Genomic DNA, 18,078 nt, shown 5'->3' with positions numbered 1-18,078 from the left:
AGCCTCTGCGGGATTGGCTGGACGAGGCAGCCTAAGCTCGATCAAGTGGCGACGAGGTGGCCGTCGCCAACATCGTCGAGCTTGAGTTTCCGGGGCTCGTCACCGATGCGCCGCACAGCGCTTGGAATTTCGCTGTCCAAACGGGCGAACCTGGCGCGGCGCCGGCCTGGATCGGGAACCGGAACGGCTTCGATCAGCCGCTTTGTGTAAGGATGGCGCGGGTTGGAGAAGATCTGGTCGCGGGTGCCCATCTCGACGATCTGCCCCAGATACATTACCGCCACGCGATCGGAGATGTTCTCGACCACCGCCATGTCGTGCGAGATGAAGAGATATGCGACGCCGAATTCGCGCTGCAGCTCCTTCAGCAATCTTAACACGCGCGCCTGCACCGACACGTCGAGAGCAGAGACGCTCTCGTCGGCAATGATCAGCTTTGGTCGCAGCGCCAGCGCCCGTGCAATGCAGATTCGCTGGCGCTGCCCGCCGGAGAATTCGTGGGGATAGCGCTCCATCTGGTCAGCGGAGAGGCCGACGCGTTCGAACAGAGCGGCGATCTGGGCATGCCGTTGCTCTCTGTCGCCGAGGCCGTGGATCAGCAGAGGCTCGGCGACGAGATCGCCGACCCGCATGCGCGGGTCGAGGGACGCGAAGGGATCCTGAAAGATCATCTGCACATTGCGGCGGACAGCCTTGCGCTCCTTGCGGCTGAGCGCCGACAGGTCGTGGCCGCCGATTGAAATGCTGCCGGTGAAGGGCACCAGTCCGGCGATCGCCTTGGCCGTCGTCGACTTGCCGCAGCCCGATTCGCCGACCAGCGACAGGGTTTCGTGCGGCGCGATCGAGAAACTCACGCCTTCGACCGCGTGCACCCTGCGGTCAACGCGGCCGAAGAAGCCGCCGTGCAGGTCGAAGCGGACGTAAAGATCGCTGACAGATACAAGCTCGGCCGGCATGTTGGCGGCATCTTGTCGGTCTTCGGCCGTCCGTCCGCCGCCGATACGCGGCACGGCGGCCAGAAGCTCGCGTGTATAGTCGGCCTGCGGGCGATTGAAGATGTCAGCCGCCCTGCCCTGCTCGACCATCCGGCCGTCGCGCATGATGATGACGCGGTCCGCCATCTCGGCGACGACGCCCATGTCGTGCGTGATCAGGATAACACTGGTGCCGTGCTCGCGCTGCAGGTCGCGCAGCAGCTCCAGCACTTCGCCCTGAACCGTGACATCGAGGGCGGTCGTCGGCTCATCGGCGATCAGCACGTCCGGGTTCAGGGCCAGAGCCATGGCAATCATCACGCGCTGGCGCATGCCGCCTGAGAGTTCGTGCGGATAGTGCTCGAGCCGCCGTTCGGCATCCGGAATTCGGACTGCCTTCAGCGCCTCGAGCGCCCTCAGCCGCGAGTTGGAGCGCGACATCGAGGTGTGTGCCTCGATCGCCTCCGTGAGCTGACGGCCGACGGACAGAACCGGATTGAGCGATGTCATCGGTTCCTGAAAGATCATGGCAATACGGTTGCCGCGGATGCGGCGCATGCCGCTCTCGCTGAGAGCCGCGAGATCCTGATCGCCGAGCCGGATGGAGCCGGATCCGATGCGTGCCGCCGGCTGCGGCAGCAAGCCCATGATGGCCAGCGCCGTCATCGACTTGCCGGAACCGGACTCGCCGGCGATGCAAAGCGTTTCGCTGCGCATCAGGCCGAATGTCAGGTCGGAAACGACGTCGCGCTCGCCCTCCTCGCCGCGCACGGCGACGCTCAGACCTGAGACGCTGAGTACCGGCCTGACAGAGCCACTCTCCGCGGCGGCCTGCCCGGATCGTTTGATGTCCTCCACCTTCATTCAAAGACGCAGCGGGGGAAGTAGAACGAAACCACCCAGTTGGGCATGTCGACGATCTCGCTGATGCGCAGGTCACCGCAAACCGAGACGAGCATATAGGCATCTACCGGATCCATCCCGTAGCGGCCGGAGAGCAGGTCGATCATCTGGGAAACGGCGCTCCTGGCGCCGTCCATCAGATCCGGCCCGATACCGGTTGTCACCTCGTAGCCCTTGGCGTCGAGATGCCGCGACACCGGACCGGGCGTTGTGAAACGCGGCGTCCGCAGCCGGGCATCCTTGACCAGATCGAGCGTCAGCACGGCGTTCATGGGGCTCTCGATCGCCGTGCCGCAGACCTCACCGTCACCCTGCGCGGCGTGCGTGTCGCCGACCGAGAACAACGCTCCCGCGACCTCTACGGGGAGGTAGAGAACCGTGCCGGCGGCGAGATCGCGGATGTCCAGATTGCCGCCCACGCGCCGCGGCGGGACCACCGAATGCAGACCCGGCTCAGCCGGGGCGTTGCCGATGGTGCCGGCGAAGGGCTTGAGCGGCACCCGGCCGCTCTTGCCGAACAGCGCCGGTTCGAGCGAGGCGGCGTCGTACTTCCAGATATTCAGTGCCGGTTGGGTGAAGTCATCCGCCAACAGACCGAATCCCGGGATGTTCGCCGTCCAACCGAAGCCTGACGGCTTGAACGCCTCGATGGTGATTTTCAGGGCATCGCCCGGTTCTGCCCCGTCGACATAGATTGGCCCAGTGACCGGGTTCACCTTGGCAAAGTCGAGCAAAGCAACGTCGTCGACGGTGCTCTCCATCGTCAGCTGCCCGCCGGACGAGTCCAGGCACTGGAACTCGATCGTCGACCCTGGCGCCACGCGTTCGGTCGGGACAAAGGAATTGTCCCAGCCGAAATGATGGTGGCGCCCGTGGATGGTGTAGTCGCAGTTATTGCACATCGGTCACATACACATTGTCGTAGTTGATCGGGATGTGGACCGGGTCGACATAGAGGTTGTCGGCACCACCCATGCGGGTTGATTTCATAGTGAAACGCTGCTCGTTGAAGACCGGTGCCCAAGGCGCGTCTTCCATGATCTTGCCGTAGATCTCGCTCCACATCTTGGCGCGTTCGCCAGCCTTGGCCGGGTCGACGATGGAGTCGGCTTCGGCCGCCTTGGCGTCGAGCTCCTTGTTGCAATACCACGACCAGTTCCAGCCGCCCGGGACGGCACCAGCGCAGCCGAGGATCGGGCCGTAGAAGTTCGACGGATCGGGGAAGTCGGCGATCCAGGCCATGCCGCCGGACCAGATCATCGGCGCACCGGCCTTGTCGCCGCCGGCGGCGATGACGTTGGCCTGCGCGAGCGACTGGATGCTGGCCTTGATGCCGACCGCCGCCAGATCCTGCTGAATGGCCTGCGCGATGCGCGGGTTGGGATCGGTGTTCATGGCAAACAGCTGCGTGTCAAATCCGTCGGGATGCCCAGCCTCGGCAAGCAAGGCCTTGGCCTTGGCCACGTCATAGGGATAGCCCTTGAATTCCTTGTCATAGCCAGGCATCGACGGCGGCAACGGCTGATTGGCCGGCACCGCACGGTTGTTGATCAGCTGGACGATGCGGTCCTTGTTGATCGCCATGTTCACCGCCTGCCGCACCTTCACGTTGTCGAAGGGCGCCATGGTGGTATTCATGGTGATATAGCCGGTGTGCAACTGGCCGCCCTCGACGACACGGGCCTTCTGCTCGGGATCGGCCATCACCTCCTGGAATTTCGCCGGCGGAATGCCGTCGCCGGGAACGTCGATCTCGCCTTTCTGGAGCCGCAGCAGCGCCACGATCGGCTCCTGGCCGATCTCAAAGGTGATCTTGTCGAGATGCGGCAGACCCTTGTGCCAGTAATCCGGGTTGCGCTCGAAGACCACGCGCTGGCCGAGCGTCCATTCGGCGAGCTTGAAGGCGCCGGTTCCGACCGGATGTTTGCCGAAGTCCGCGCCGTATTTTTCGACTTCTTCCTTCGGCACGACATGCGAGAAATTGATCGCCATGACATGCAGGAAGGTGGCGTCGGGCCGGGTCAGCTCGAACTTGATCGTGTAGGGATCGACGACGGTTATGCCCGCCAGGCTTTCCGCCTTGCCGGCAGCGACGTTGTCATAGCCTTTGATCGAGCCGAAGAAGCCGGCACCCGGGCTCTGTGTCTTTGGATTGGTGACCCGGTCGAGCGAATATTTCACGTCGTCGGCGGTCATCTCGCGGCCATTGTGGAACTTCACTCCGTGGCGCAGCTTGAAGGTGAAGGTCTTGCCGTCGGGCGCAATCTCGTAGCTCTCGGCAAGGTCGGGCCGCAGGTTGGTGGTGCCCGGCTCGTAGTCCATCAGCCCGTCGAACAGGCTCTTGATCATCGACCAGTTCTGCCAGTCATAGCCGATGGCCGGATCGAGCGTGGCGACGTCGTCCTTGTAGGTGATGGTGATCGCGCCGCCCTGCTTGGCATTCGGATCGACGGCGTCTTCGGCGCGTACGCTTGTCATGCCAAGCACCAGCGCAAGCGCCGATGCCGCCACGGTCGATATCAGATATTTTCTCATGTCATGTTCCCTTTCTCTGGTTTTCTTGGTTTTCATCTGAGCTTGATGCGTGGATCGATGAACGGTGCGACAGTGTCGGCCAGGAGATTGCCGAGCACGATGGCAAAGGCCGAAACCAGGGTGACCCCCATGATGATCGGAATATCGATGCGCTGAATGGCCTGCCAGGCTAGCTGGCCGATGCCTGGCCAGCCGAACACGCTTTCGACAACCACGATGCCGCCCATGAAGATGCCGATGTCGATGCCGATCATGGCGATGACCGGCAGGATGGCGTTGGGCAGCGCGTGCCGGAAGATAATGGCGCTGCGTGCAAGACCCTTGGCACGCGCGGTACGCACGTAATCCTGGCGCAGCACGTCGATCATCGACGAGCGCATCATGCGGGCGTACCAGCCGGCACCGAGAATTCCCATGGTCAGCGATGGCAGCACCAGATGACGCCAGGTGCCGTAACCGCCGATCGGGAACCAGCCGAGCCGCACCGCGAACACATAAAGCAGCAGCAGGCCGACGACGAATTGCGGCGCCGAGACGCCGACGAAGGAGGCGACCATCAGCGACTGGTCGGTGGCGGTGCCACGCTTGACGGCGGCGATGAGGCCCATCGCCAGCCCGATCACGACTTCGCAGGCAATGGCGCCGAGCATCAGCAGCAGGCTTGCCGGCAGCCGCGAGACGATAAGCTCCGTGACCTCCGAGCGCTGGATGTAGGAGCGCCCCAGATCGCCGCTGAGGAGGCTGGTCAGGTAGTGCCAGTACTGGACGACAAAGGGCTGGTCGAGGCCGAGCTGCCGGCGGATGTTCTCGACCGTCTCGGGCGTGGCGCTGCGGCCGGCGATCTGGCGGACGGGATCGGCGGGCAGCAGGTAGAGCAACGCAAAGGTGATCAGAGAGACGCCGAGCAAGATGAGCACGGACTGGACAATGCGACGGCCGAGATAGGCTATCATGCCCGCCCCCTTTGCGTCGGATCGAGGATGTCGCGCAGCGCATCGCCGACCAGGTTAAAGGCTAGCGCCAGCGCCAGGATCGCCGCACCCGGAAAGAAAACCAGCCAGGGCGCTGCCTGAAAATAGGTTTGGTTCTCGAAGATGATGTTGCCCCAGGAAGCAGTCGGCGGTTGCACGCCGATGCCGAGATAGCTGAGCGTCGCTTCAAGAAGCACCGTCGTCGAGATGCCGAGCGTGCCCCAGACGATGATCGTCGGCAAAAGGTGCGGCAGGATATGACGAAACAGGATGCGCGGCGCGCTTGCGCCGATGGTGCGCTCGGCATCGATGAACTCGCGCTCGGAGAGCGAACTTGTCTCGGTGTAGATGACGCGGGCGGTCTGCACCCAGTTCACCAGTGCGATCACCATGGCGACGATCCATAGGCTCGGCTGGAGCACCGCCGCCAGGCAGATGGCGAGCAGCAGCGCCGGGAAAGCCATCATCAAATCGGTGAAACGCATAAGCGCGCTGCCGATCCAGCCGCGGAAATAGCCGGCCGTGATGCCGACCAACGTGCCGATCAGAAGTGCCACGCCATTGGCGACGATGCCGATGATCAGCGACGTGCGCGCGCCGAAAAGGAGACGGGTCAGCAGGTCGCGGCCAAGCAGGTCGGTGCCCAGCCAGAATTGGGCCCCCGGCGGCAGTGGCGCGCCTTCAAGCGTGAGCCCGTCGAACATCTGCTCGTTTGGATCGTAGCCTGTCAGCCACGGTGCAAGAATGGCGCCGGCCAAGACAACGGCGATAATCCCGAGGCCGAGCAAAGCGAGAGGCCGTTTTAGCAGACGTCGCCAGACGCCGGCGCGAGGCTTGGCTGGCATACGCCCGGCGGCCGAAAGCTCAGGCGCGATCGGATTGGTCATCGTCGCCTTCTTCTTGTGTCATCGCCACGATCCTGCGCGCGGCTTCCTCGACACTGATTTGCCAGCTCATCGCCAGCGAGCGGAGCTGCGCATAGGCACGGCCGTCCTCGGCGCCCTTCGACAAGACCTCCACCGCGCGTACGATGGTCTGGCGCTCCGCGACCCGCTGACGAAGCGAGGCAATCTCGCTGGCCAGAAGCTTGCGCGCCTCGAAACTCTGCCTTGCGATCAAAAGCGCGCTATAGACGCCGGCATTGCCGACCGGTTTCAGCAACTGCGCATCGGCCTTGTGCGACAATGCCCATTCGACGCGCCCCGGCGCCTCGGAGCCGATCAGTGCTATCAGCGGCATCGGTGCCTCGCCCGGCTTCCACGGAAATTGCTCGTCAAAGCCGAGATCGACGTCGAAGAAGACGAAGTCCGCCGCCAAGGCTTCGGCCGGCAGTTCCGGCCAGAAGCCAATCGCCTCAAGGCCGATGGCCGACAATTGCCTTGTGATCGCCTGCACGGTCGGATGTGGACGATGCAGGACAAAAGCCCTGGCGCCTCCAAGGTTCGGGATACGCGCCATCTTGCTCACGACACCACCCGCAGGCGTGGCCGCCCGAACGTCTCCGTCCGGTCATAGCGGGAAAGGTAGGGATCGGGTGCCACGCCCTTCGTCAGCGTGACCGTTTTGAACGATGTTCCATCGATACGTCCGATTAGCACCGGCAAGGTAGCATGCTGGGTTTGCGGGTCGATGGCGATGTCGCCCAGTGGCGTTCGAAATGATGTTTCGGTAAAGACCTTGGGAAGGTCCGTCCATTGTGCACCGGGGTTGCCGGTGAGGATCTCGGCGAGCATGCGCACCGAGGCATAAGCCGCCGCCTCGAAGGATGAGGCCGGCATGACGGAAGACACTGAAGCCGCTCCGCGATCCGCCCCCGAGATGTCGTGAAAATAGGGCCCAACGGAAAGATGACCATCGCCTGCCCCGTTGAGCGCCGGCAATTCGCATTCCGTGAGATTGCAGGACAGGATCGGGCAACGCTCCGGCCTGAAATGCGGGTCGCGCCGGCCAAGCTCCGCATAGGCAGCGATGAAGGCATAAGAAGAAGGGCCGATGAGATTGTTCAGAATGAAATCAGGTCTCGTCGCCTGTATCTCCGCGATCAGCCGCGCAACATCGACCTCGCCGAGCGGCAGATAGCGTTCGCCCAGCACCTTGCCGCCAGCGTCCGCAATCAGGTCGCGCGCCACGCGGTTGGTCTCCCAACCCCAGATGTAGTTGGAACCGAGGAGGAAGCCGTCGGCGCCGAAACGAGGCACGACATAGGCAAGCAGCGGTACGAGATGCTGATTGGGGCAGGCGTGTGTGTAGACGACATGCTCGTTGGCTTCGAAGCCCTCGTACGGGCAGGCGTACCACAGCGTGCCGCCTGCCCTCTCCAGGATTGGAATGACCTCCTTGCGACTCCACGAGGTGACGCAGCCAATGATGTGACGCGCGCCGCTGTTGGCGAGAATGTCCGCGCAGCCGCTTGCATAGCGATCGATGTTGCCCTGCGGGTCGCGCTCGACCGGGACGAATTCGAATGGGATAGCGGGATCGGCGTTGACGTCGGCGATGGCGTTCATCGCACCCGCACGGCAGGATTCGGACACCAGCCGGTAGTTGCCGGACCGCGAATAGAGAATGCCGATCTCGATATGCCGTTTCAAGCAATGCCTCAAAATGACAATGCCCCGCAGCCACCGCCGCCAGGCGAGAGCATACGAGGCATTCTTGCCGCCCGGCGGTCAGAGCCGGTATTTGTCCTCACCGTATTACGCCCGCGCTCCCAGTCAAGAGCCGCCACGCGAAACTTTGGCCAGCCGAAACGGTTCGGCGCGGAGCACGCAACCCATGCCGCTGGTCGTGTAGAGTCCGCCAGGAACCAAAATTGCTGATGTCCAGGTATGGGCCTGGACAAACCCGGTTCGCTACCATTCAAAGCAACGACTTTAATATCGGTTTACCTGAATCTGCTAGCAGCAATGACGCCGGTTTTTCGTCGGTCAAGCAAAGGGTTCCACCTTGCCGCAGCAATTCAGCACTCCGTTCGGTCACCGGGGCGATCGCAACTGGCCGAGGTTGCACGGCTTCATGGGCGTCGAGTTGGAACGCGCGCCCGATGTTCTCGTGCCTCGCGTCGCCCTGGCCCGGAAGCTCGGTGGATGGGACTTTGGTGGCGGGAGCCGGGCTTGAGCGTCATTCGCGCCTTGCAAGGCGCCGACCTCCCGGCAGTTGCGAACATGTTTCAGCGCGTGCTGTTGAAGGAGAGGACCGAAGCGCCGGCCTCTCTCGTGGAATACATGAAACGGTTTTATCTGGATGCGCCCGGTTGCGCAGACAACCTCCGGTCGCTTGTCCATGTCAACGACGCCGGTCGCGTCTCCGGATTTGTCGGCGTCCACGTCCTGCCTATGACGTTCAACGGCCGACAACTACGCGCGGCCATCTGTAGCTCGCTCATGGTCGAGGACCATGAGCACGACCCGCTGGCCGGCGCCCGCTTGCTGAAAGCTTACCTGGATGGTCCGCAGGACATCTCCTTCAGCGAGACGGCCAACGATATTTCCGTGAAATTGTGGACCCGGCTGCGCGGCGTGGTCCTGCCGCAATACAGCCTTGACTGGGTCCGCGTGATGCGCCCCGCGGCCTTCATGCTCAGCCTTTCCGCCAATCGCATGGCGCTTGCGCGAATGCTCAATCCGCTGGCGCGTACAGTCGACCGATTTTACTGCAGAAGGATGACGTCCAGCGAACGACGTTGGTCGGGTGTGGCGGTGGACGGGGCAGGCCACGGAGCATTTCGTACATCCGAAATCGACAGCCACACATTTGCCAAGCTCATCGAACCGTTTACCGCTCAATTCGCCCTGCGCCCAGATTGGACGAAAGGCCAACTCGACCACATCCTGACCGATGCGGCACAAAAGCCGGATCTGGGCGAGCTTGTCTACGTTTGTGTGACGTCGCCAGTCGGCACCAATATCGGCGCTTTCGCCTATTATGCACGAAAGTATGAAATTGGTCGCGTGCTGCAGATCTTCGCCCTCCCCGGCCAGGCGGGCCCGGTGATTGACTGCCTGATCGATCACGCCGCCGCGCGCGGCGTCAGCGGCCTGCGCGGACGCATTCAACCTGCGCTTCTGGAGGCGATGCTTGGACGACGCATTGCTTTCCTGACCGTTGCTTCAACGGTGGTGCATTCACGTGATCCAGAGCTTTTGGACGCGATGAAGAACTCGCAAGCCTTCCTGAACGGTCTTGCCGGCGAGCAGTGGAGCCGACTTATCGGGAGCCGTTTCAGCTAGAGCGGGATGCGTTCAAGTTGAACCGAGCATTCCGCTCTATCTATTTATTTTAGACGCGTTTTTCCGCTTGGCTGCAAAATGCTTGGGTCAAAACCCAATCACTCTGAACGACCGAGTTCGACCCTTTGCCGTCATCCAGTTGGGAGCGTCGCATGACGCGATCTGACCCTTGTCCGACATTCGGGCTCTCATGCAGCAAGGTACACAGACCCGAAAAGCTGTCTTTCAGGGGCGGCGGCAATGGCATCAACCTGCGACCTGCTGTAAGCTTGGAAAGCGGGTAACAATCCGCGAAGGATTGGGGGATGGAACGTCATCTCGCAGCCGTCCTGATTGCCGATGTCGTCGGCTATGGCCGCTTGAGCCAGATCGACGACGAGGGTACGCGTGCGCTTTTCCGAACCGACCTGAACGAAGTATTCGAGCCAAGGATCGCTGCGCACCATGGTCGACTGGTGAAAACCATGGGAGATGGGATGCTGGTCGAGTTCCACAGTGTGGTCGACGCCCTACGCTGCGCGGTCGAAATCCAGCAACAGAAGGCGGAGGTGAACGTTCTCACGCAGCCAGAACGGCGGCTTGATTTCCGCATCGGCATCAATCTGGGCGATGTTATCGTTGAGGGTGACGACATCCACGGCGATGCGGTGAACATCGCCGATCGGCTGCAAGGGCTGGCGGAACCTGGAGGAATCGCGATTTCCGCCACCGCCTGCGACCATGTGAGGGGAAAGGTGCCGATCGGCTTTGCCTCACTCGGCGTGCAGAAAATGAAAAGTATCGCCGAACCGGTTCGCGTGTACCGTGTCTTGATCGACCCCGCTACTGCGGGCAAGATCGTCGGTGCCAAACCAGGCCTTTCTTCCGGCGACGACAGTAAGCCGCCGGTAATTGCGGTTTTGCCGTTCGAAAACCTGAGCGCCGACGACGGCTGGACGCGGCTGGCAGACGGCCTGTCGGCCGACATGATCGGCGACCTAGCGCGCTATCCCGACCTTGCGGTCATTTCGCGCCAGACCATGCAGTCCTATCGGGGACGGGCGAGCGACACACGCTCGGTTGGACGGGAACTGAACGCCGATTACCTGCTGGAAGGTACCCTCCAGGCGATCGGGCGGCGTGTCCGCGTCGCGGTGCAGCTGGTCGACACCCGGACCGGAGCCAACCTCTGGTCGGCGCGGTTCGACGAGTCGACCGATGATTTTTTTCTCATGCAGGACAGCATCACACAGAACGTCATCAATGCCCTGGCAGGCACTTTCGGCAAGCTCGCCAATCTCGGGCGCGAGGTGGCTCGGCGGAAGCCTCCCTCGAGCCTGGGTGCTTACGACTGCTATCTACTCGGGGTGGAACTGCACGACAGATTCACGACCGATGCGAGGGCAGAAGCCATGCGCATGCTGTCCCGCGCCGTGGAACTCGACCCCGGCTTCGCGCGGGCCTGGATGACGTTGGGATTGGCACATGCGGTCGATGCCTTCAATGCCTTCACGCCAGATTCAGCCGCTTCGGTCGAGCGCTGGCGAGAATGCGTGGAAAAGGCTCTGGCGCTCGACCCTGCCGATCCGATGACGCGCCTTTACATGGGCGCTCTCCGCGCCATTGACGGCGATATCGGCGGGGCCGCAGAGGAATACGACCGGGCGCTGGCCCTGGCACCCAATGACGCCGATGTGCTGTCGATGCTTGCCTCAAGCCGAGCTCTCGTGTGTGGAAATCCGGAAGAAGGCTGTGCTCTTGCCGAACGGGCGCTTCGCCTCAATCCGCAGGCTCCGAGTTGGTACTACGCGCAGCTCGCCCGGGCGCGGTTCGTCGCCGGTCGCTATGCCGACAGTCTGTCGTCGCTGCGCCAAAGTCCGCCGGATATTCCCGTCACTCTGATGTTCCGTGCCCTGTGTCACGCGCTGCTCGAAGAGCCGGCGCAGGCGCAGTCGATCGCCAGGCGGATTGCCGTCGAGTTTCCAAGGTTCACCGTCGAGAACTTCATCCGAACCTATCCCGTCACCAATCCTCTGGCCCTCGCTGCGATTAAGGAAGGGGCTCGTCGCGCAGGTATAGCGTAGAGCCGAAAACGGTGCCTAGCTGAGGAGGGGGACGCGCTTCCTGGATATGCCACTTGGCAAGCCAGGCCCCGCTTCCGGCACAGGCTGAAGGTCTGCTTCGTAGCGCTAACTGGGCGCTGGCGTGACCCCTGCTAAGCTTCCGCTCCTGGCGCAAGGTGCTCGTCTGGCAGATGAGACGAACGGCAACTTCCCGCCCATCTCGGCCATTGGCGGCAGCCTGCTGATTGAGTTTTGACCCTAAGGCGCTTTTTGGGACGTGGCCGGTCTCGAAGCAGGTCAGGTACCGAGTTCTTCGACTTCCTCGACGAGTTGCGGACGCTGGTGCAGATAACGCGTCGCCTTGCGTTTGGCGATGATATCGGCCCAGACGCGTTCCACTTGTGTGGCGGCCAACCCCGCCGCCTGCCCCACTACCTCAGCCGCCACGCCGTTGTTGAGAGCGTAAAGGCAAAGATCCATACGGTCATAAGGAAGCGAGAAGTAGAACTCCTCCTGGGTCTGCGCCAGCGAGTAGGTATCGGTGGTCGGAGGCCGGTTCAGGATTTCCTCCGGAACACCGAGATGGGCCGCCAGCGCATAGACCTGCGTTTTATAGAGGTGGGCGATCGGCTTGACGTCCGCGGCGCCGTCACCGTTCTTCACGAAGAATCCCTGATCATATTCCAGCCGGTTCGGTGTTCCAAGAACGGCGAAGTTCAGACGATCAGCATGATAGTATTCGATCTGCTTGCGGGTGCGCTGCTTCATATTGGTAGCGGCGACGACGCCGAGATAGACAGGCAACGGCATTCTCAGTTTCGTCTGCTTGCCTTCGGGATCCTGCACCACCAGCGACGAGATATTATAGCCTTGGCCCTCGAGCGCGTTCGCGATCACGATCTTCGAGGCCCAGCCTTGGCCGTATTCCGGGACCAATTCGCGGATGAAGGCGTCGCGGCGCTGGTAGCAGCCCATCGCGCGCAAGGCCGGCCCGATATCCTCCGTCACAGCCTCGACACCGAAAGTTTCGGCGACGAGGCGGCCGAGCCGCAGACTTTCAGGATCGGAATCGCTTTCCGGCATGAACAGGCAAAGCACATTCTTGGGGCCGACGGCTCGTGCCGCCAACGCGACCGACACGCTCGAATCGATCCCACCCGAAAGACCGAGCACAAGGCCCCGCTTGCGAAGCCCGCGCAACTGCTGGCGCAAGGCCGTTACAATACGGTCCGTTTCGGTGATCAGGTCGATTGCCAGAGCCTGCGCCAGAAAGGTCCGCGCATCCTCGGTCGGGCGAACATTCATTGCGCGGCCTCCATCATCTCTGCCGCAAGCCGACGGCTGACCTTGCCGGTATCCGTCTTGGGCAGCTCGCGGCGAAACTCGACGATCTTGGGCACCATGAAGTCCTCAAGATGACGTGCACAGTGACGAACGACATCTTTTTCGCCAAGCGCTGGGTCGGACCGTACGACAAATGCGCCGATCGCATGCCCAAGCACAGGATCCGGCACGCCGAAGACAACCGCTTCCGCGATGCCCGGATGAGCGTGAAGCACGGCTTCCACTTCCTTGGGCGCCACCTTCTCTCCCCGTGTCTTTATGATGTCGTCCTTGCGGCCGACGAAATAGAGAAAGCCGTCCTCATCGGCCCTGAACAGATCGCCGGTGTAGAGAACCTTCTCCCAAGGGTTCGGGCCTGGGCGCAGGGTTTGTTCCGTCGCAGCTTCGTTTCGCCAATAACCCTGCATGACGTGCGGCCCGCGAATGACCAATTCACCTGCTATGCCCGGCGGCACTCGTTGCCCGTGGTCGTCGACGATAAAGGCTTCGGTGTTTGGAATGGCTATTCCGACCGACCCCGGCCGGCGGTCGAGCTCCTCGGGCGGCAGATAGGTGCAGCGCTTGCATTCCGTCAGGCCATACATCGAATAGAGCCTGACACCGGGAAAAAGGAACCGCAAGCGTTCTATGTGAGCCGGCGGCAAGGCAGCCGCCGTGTTGGAAATATAGCGAAGGCTGGGCAGGAAGCCCGGCGCCAGATCACGCATCTGCAGGATCATCGCTGCCATCGTGGGCACGAGCGGAAGCCCGGTGACGCCTTCCTGGCGGATGCGTTCAAAGACCGCCTGGGGAAAAGCGAAGGACTTCTCGAGCACGAGCGTGGCGCCGAGCCTGACAGCCATCAGCAACTGATAGAGGCCGTAGTCGAAAGCGAGGGGCAGAACATTCAAGATGATGTCGTCTGGGGAGTTGCGTAGGTAGGTGATGATGGAGTCGGCCGCCGCGTCGCAATTGCGGTGCGTCATCATCACGCCCTTGGGCCGGCCGGTCGAGCCCGAGGTGTAGATCAACATCGCAAGATCGACGTCAACGCCGCGATGGTCAACCTCCCTGGCTTGGAACGTCAAGCAATCCGCCAGGGACATCGCCCCTGCCGGGCATTGATTATCGGCAGCAACGGTGGAAGCCACGAAGATGCCGGTCTTGCCGGACGATCCGCACGCCTCGGCGACCACGGGCATCAGTTTTGCTTGCGTGAGGATCGCAGCGGCATCGCAATCGGCGATGATGTAGGCCAGCTTTTCGGCCTTGGTGGATGCGTTGATCGGACTGAAAGCCGCGCCTGCTTTAAGAACTGCGAAAATCGAAACCGCAGCCTCCCAGCAATTGTCCATGAAGATCAGCACCCGGTCGTCGCGCCTGACGCCATTCATGAAAAGGGCGGCGGCCAGACGGCTCGAAAGATCGTCCAGCTCTTCATAGCACAGCCTTTTGTGCTCGGTGATCAATGCCGTTTTGGCTGGATGGGCAGCGGCCTTCGCCGTCAGAAAATGTTCGATCCGCACGGACGCTCCTCGCCGATGGCGCCTACGCTGCCAGCGCTTCTGCCTTTGCCTTGACGAAGGCTGAGATGCGGTCAATCGAATCCAGATTGGCCGGTACGATGTCGGCATCGACCATCGCTATGCCGAAATCATCCTCTATGAATGCCACTAGCTCCAACACGGCCGTCGAGTCGATGATGCCGTTCTCGATCAGTGATACGGAGTCTGCAAGCTCGTAGGACGTGTCCCCGAACAGGAAGTTGTCGACGACAAAGGTTTTGACCTTGTCCTTGATTGCTACCATGATGTTTCCTTCCCTCGATTTCTCAGGCCGCTCGTGCCGCACCGGCCTTTTGGCCGGTGAAAATCTTCTGCCACAGTTGCGTCGACAAAATGCCGACGAAGGCCGCATTGTCGCGGAATCCGGACGCTGGCTGCAAGCGGCATTTCTCGTGAAGGTTCGCCACCGCCTTGGCGTTGAATAGTCCGCCGGCGGCGATGCTCGCTTCGCTGAGAGAGTCGCGTACGTAGTCCAGTTCTCCAGCTCCAACGAAAGAGCGGGCTTCCGGAGCCCGGTAAGGCTGTTTGGTGCGCTCGCGGATGGCCGTCGGAAGCAGGTGTCTGGCAACTTTGCGCAGTACGTGTTTTTCCACCAATCCCTTCAGCTTCATTTCCGGCGGAAGTCTTCCGGCGAACTCCACCAAACGATGATCGAGGAAGGGGAAACGCCCTTCGATACCGTGCGCCATGGCCATGCGATCGCCCTGGCTGGAGAGGATGTAGCCCGGCAGGAGAAAGCGGGTTTCGAGATATTGCGCCTGATGCAGCGGATGCCACCGGGAAAATGCCTCAGGCAACCGGCTGGCCAGGTCCTCGGCTGCGTCATACCCCTTCAATGTCGCGCGCAGGTCACCGGAAAAGAACACCTTCGCCGCTGATGTGGTCTTGAACCGCGGCCGATGCGAGAACAGCGGATCGTCCAGGGCAGCGCTGCCGGTTCCGAAGAACGCAGCCAGGTACTCCACGGACTGCTGTTGCAGGCCCGGCAGATAGGGATAAAGCTTGCGGAACAGTTGTGGCCTTATGCGCGATGCCGGCTGTCGCGCGCAGAAACGGCGAACCCGCGCTTCCTTGAAGACATCATAACCGGCAAAGACCTCGTCGGCGCCTTCGCCTGTCAGCACCACTTTCAAACCGGCCTGGCGAACGAGGCCAGACAATTGATAGAGGGGGGCCGGGGCGGTGCGGATGATCGGCCGCTCGGTAAAGCGGATGACTTCGGGAAACACACCGGCGATATCACCGGCACGACAGGCTATGGTTCGATGGCGCGTGCCAAGTGCCGACGCCATTTCGGTCTGGAAGGCGCTTTCGTCATGCTCGGTGCTGTCGAACGTCACGGAAAATGTCTGCAGCTTAAGAGGAGTCATGCCGGCCGCGAGTGCCGAAACGAGGGATGAATCGAGCCCGCCCGAAAGGTAAGAACCGACCGGCACGTCGGCGCGCATGCGAAGCCTCACCGCGTCGGTCAACAGGGCCTGCAGTTCCTCGGCCGCGTCGTCCTCATTGGTGATCTTCGATGGCGTATCCGGATACGGGTAGTCTAGGTGCCAATATGATTTGACCGTGACTTGCCCCTGTGTCGCGATCATCACGCTTGCCGGCTCCAGCTCGTGGATGTTGCGGAAAGCCGTGCGTGGAGCGATCGGCGCCCACAGCGTAAAGATCTGGTCGAGTGCAATCGGATCGATTTCGGCCGAGACGCCGGGTACCTTCAGCAGGGCCTTTATCTCCGACGCAAAGTAGAGCACCCCGTCCTTGCTGGTGTAGAACAGCGGCCGAACACCCATGCGGTCTCTTGCAAGCACCATCCGCCGCCGCCGGTTGTCCCAAATCGCGAAGGCGAAATCACCGTTCAGGAGCGACAGGCAGTCTTCGCCCATCTCGTCATACAGCTGCAGGAGAACTTCGGTATCGCTCGATGTGCGGAAGCGTCGGCCCTTGGCCAGCAGCCCTTCGCGCAATTCCACGTAGTTGAAGATCTCGCCGTTGAACGCAATCGTCAAATTGCCGGTTTCGTCGGACATCGGCTGCTGGCCATCACCAATTCCAATCACCGACAGCCGCGCATGCCCAAGTCCAGCATCGGGCGCTACGAATTTCCCTTGTTCATCCGGCCCGCGATGGGCGATCGCAGACGTCATGCGCGCAAGCAAAGCTTCCGCATCCCGGACTGAACCGAAATAGCCCCCGAATCCGCACATCCACACAGCTCATACTGAACAGCAAGCCACGAAACATAGCGGTCATAAGCGCCTCAAAGGTTAATCGGATACTTTTCAGCAAGCATGTGGTTAACAGGATGTTAGGACAAAACGATGCTTTTGCGGACCGACTTGCGCCCCACTCCAGGTGTCACGCTTGAAGGCGTCACGGCGAGCGATGCAAATCACTGCTTCGAGTACGGCCGGTACCAGTCAACAAACTTCTTCAGCCCGTCCTCTATCGAAACGCTAGGCCTGAAGCCGAAATTCCGCTCCAGCGCGGTCATGTCGGCGTAAGTCTTCTCGACGTCGCTCGCCTGCATCGGCTCGTTGTGGCGGATTGCCTTGACCTCGAGCAGCCTTTCCAGAATGTCGATGAAGTCGCCCAGACGCACCGGCCGGTTGTTGCCGACATTGTAGAGCCTGTTCGGCGGAACGTCAGCCGCCGGCGGCTTGTCGAGCACGGCGACAACCGCCTTCACAACATCGTCTATGTAGGTGAAATCGCGCCACATTTCGCCATTGTTGAAGACCCGGATCGGTTTGCCCTCGAGCATCGCCTGGGTGAACATCCAATAGGCCATGTCGGGACGGCCCCAGGGACCGTAGACCGTGAAAAACCGCAGGCCGGTCTGCGGTATGCCGAACAGATGGGCGTAGGTGTGGCTCATCAACTCATCGGTTTTCTTGGTGGCAGCGTAAAGCGAAACGGGCTTGTCGACCTGATCGGCTTCGCTGAACGGCACGCTGCGGTTGCCGCCATACACCGAGCTCGACGAGGCATAGACCAGATGCTCGAATGCCGGTTCGGCGCGACAGAATTCGAGCACTTCGAGGTGGCCCATGACATTGGAGCGGATATAGAGCCGCGGATTGTCGAGTGAGTGGCGCACGCCCGCCTGCGCGGCAAGGTGCACGATCCTAACGATGCCTTGCCCGGCCAAAGCGGCTGCAAGCGCGCCCTGTTCGGCAATATCGATCTGGTGGAACGAAAAATCCTTATGGGGCAGAAGGCGGGCAAGCCGCCCCTTTTTGAGCGCCAGGTCGTAATAGTCGTTCATGTTGTCGACGCCGACGACCGCTTCTCCCCGGTCGAGCAGATGGTGGCAAACGTGGCTGCCAATGAATCCCGCGGCTCCGGTGACAAGTATAGGCAACAAGCTTCTCCACGCGCATAGCCGGGCCGGTATCTGGAGCGGCAGATCCGGCCCATTTTGTCGTGCTATAGTCGAAAGCCGAGGTGGAGACCACCATTAAGCTGATGCGTCAGCTTGCCTCGCGCATGGCTTCGGCCGCCTGCAGGTCAACCGACACCAGTTGGCTGACGCCTTG

Annotated in this window: 14 protein-coding genes; 2 read left to right on the top strand and 12 right to left on the bottom strand. The window is 61.7% G+C overall.

What is annotated here, in order from left to right; all coding sequences use genetic code 11:
* Nucleotides 1–41: 41 nt before the first annotated feature.
* Genes NKJ91_RS12355 through NKJ91_RS12325 form a run of 7 tightly spaced genes read right to left on the bottom strand, consistent with a single transcriptional unit; the run spans nucleotide 42 to nucleotide 7,974 of the window.
* Nucleotides 42–1,838, bottom strand: a complete 1,797-nt coding sequence (locus tag NKJ91_RS12355) for an ABC transporter ATP-binding protein (RefSeq protein ID WP_352455774.1) — start codon at nucleotides 1,836–1,838, stop codon at nucleotides 42–44.
* Complete coding sequence (locus tag NKJ91_RS12350) at nucleotides 1,835–2,779, bottom strand: acetamidase/formamidase family protein (RefSeq protein ID WP_352455773.1); 945 nt, start codon at nucleotides 2,777–2,779, stop codon at nucleotides 1,835–1,837. The genes NKJ91_RS12355 and NKJ91_RS12350 overlap by 4 nt, the downstream gene beginning before the upstream one ends.
* A complete protein-coding gene (locus NKJ91_RS12345) occupies nucleotides 2,769–4,412 on the bottom strand; it encodes an ABC transporter substrate-binding protein (protein WP_352455772.1) in 1,644 nt (547 codons plus the stop codon). The genes NKJ91_RS12350 and NKJ91_RS12345 overlap by 11 nt, the downstream gene beginning before the upstream one ends.
* Nucleotides 4,413–4,444: 32 nt before the next feature.
* Nucleotides 4,445–5,365: an ABC transporter permease gene (locus NKJ91_RS12340; RefSeq protein ID WP_352455771.1), complete on the bottom strand. Its 921-nt coding sequence runs from the start codon at nucleotides 5,363–5,365 to the stop codon at nucleotides 4,445–4,447.
* Complete coding sequence (locus tag NKJ91_RS12335; protein ID WP_198023515.1) at nucleotides 5,362–6,228, bottom strand: ABC transporter permease; 867 nt, start codon at nucleotides 6,226–6,228, stop codon at nucleotides 5,362–5,364. The genes NKJ91_RS12340 and NKJ91_RS12335 overlap by 4 nt, the downstream gene beginning before the upstream one ends.
* Before the next feature lie 19 nt (nucleotides 6,229–6,247).
* On the bottom strand, nucleotides 6,248–6,850 hold the full coding sequence (locus NKJ91_RS12330; protein ID WP_352455770.1) for an ANTAR domain-containing response regulator: 603 nt from the start codon (nucleotides 6,848–6,850) through the stop codon (nucleotides 6,248–6,250).
* Nucleotides 6,847–7,974 (bottom strand): transporter substrate-binding protein, encoded by a 1,128-nt coding sequence (locus tag NKJ91_RS12325; protein WP_352455769.1) that lies wholly within the window; start codon nucleotides 7,972–7,974, stop codon nucleotides 6,847–6,849. The genes NKJ91_RS12330 and NKJ91_RS12325 overlap by 4 nt, the downstream gene beginning before the upstream one ends.
* Nucleotides 7,975–8,496: 522 nt before the next feature.
* Here NKJ91_RS12325 and NKJ91_RS12320 point away from each other — a divergent pair.
* The gene (locus NKJ91_RS12320; protein ID WP_352455768.1) at nucleotides 8,497–9,612 is read left to right on the top strand and encodes a hypothetical protein; all 1,116 of its coding nucleotides are present in this window, start codon (nucleotides 8,497–8,499) and stop codon (nucleotides 9,610–9,612) included.
* A 305-nt stretch (nucleotides 9,613–9,917) separates the two neighbouring features.
* Nucleotides 9,918–11,675 carry an adenylate/guanylate cyclase domain-containing protein gene (locus NKJ91_RS12315; protein WP_352455767.1) on the top strand — a complete coding sequence of 586 codons (1,758 nt, stop codon included), beginning with the start codon at nucleotides 9,918–9,920 and terminating at the stop codon, nucleotides 11,673–11,675.
* 276 nt (nucleotides 11,676–11,951) lie between these two features.
* On the opposite strand, the gene nadE is transcribed toward NKJ91_RS12315, so the two are convergent.
* The 5 genes from nadE to NKJ91_RS12290 all read right to left on the bottom strand — a co-directional run bounded on the left by nadE (nucleotide 11,952) and on the right by NKJ91_RS12290 (nucleotide 17,903).
* Nucleotides 11,952–12,959 carry an NAD(+) synthase gene (gene nadE / locus NKJ91_RS12310; protein ID WP_352455766.1) on the bottom strand — a complete coding sequence of 336 codons (1,008 nt, stop codon included), beginning with the start codon at nucleotides 12,957–12,959 and terminating at the stop codon, nucleotides 11,952–11,954.
* Complete coding sequence (locus NKJ91_RS12305) at nucleotides 12,956–14,503, bottom strand: class I adenylate-forming enzyme family protein (RefSeq protein ID WP_352455765.1); 1,548 nt, start codon at nucleotides 14,501–14,503, stop codon at nucleotides 12,956–12,958. Before NKJ91_RS12305 ends, nadE begins: the two co-directional genes overlap by 4 nt.
* 22 nt (nucleotides 14,504–14,525) lie before the next feature.
* A complete protein-coding gene (locus NKJ91_RS12300) occupies nucleotides 14,526–14,789 on the bottom strand; it encodes an acyl carrier protein (RefSeq protein WP_352455870.1) in 264 nt (87 codons plus the stop codon).
* 19 nt (nucleotides 14,790–14,808) lie between these two features.
* A complete protein-coding gene (asnB, locus tag NKJ91_RS12295; RefSeq protein WP_352455764.1) occupies nucleotides 14,809–16,746 on the bottom strand; it encodes an asparagine synthase (glutamine-hydrolyzing) in 1,938 nt (645 codons plus the stop codon).
* Between the two features lie 185 nt (nucleotides 16,747–16,931).
* A complete protein-coding gene (locus tag NKJ91_RS12290; RefSeq protein WP_352455763.1) occupies nucleotides 16,932–17,903 on the bottom strand; it encodes an NAD-dependent epimerase/dehydratase family protein in 972 nt (323 codons plus the stop codon).
* Between the last annotated feature and the right edge of the window lie 175 nt (nucleotides 17,904–18,078).

The sequence above is a fragment of the Mesorhizobium sp. M0040 genome, from assembly GCF_040323505.1.
Lineage (GTDB): Bacteria > Pseudomonadota > Alphaproteobacteria > Rhizobiales > Rhizobiaceae > Mesorhizobium.
Note: the sequence above shows the minus strand (reverse complement) of the source record. Positions and strands in the feature narration are given on the sequence as shown.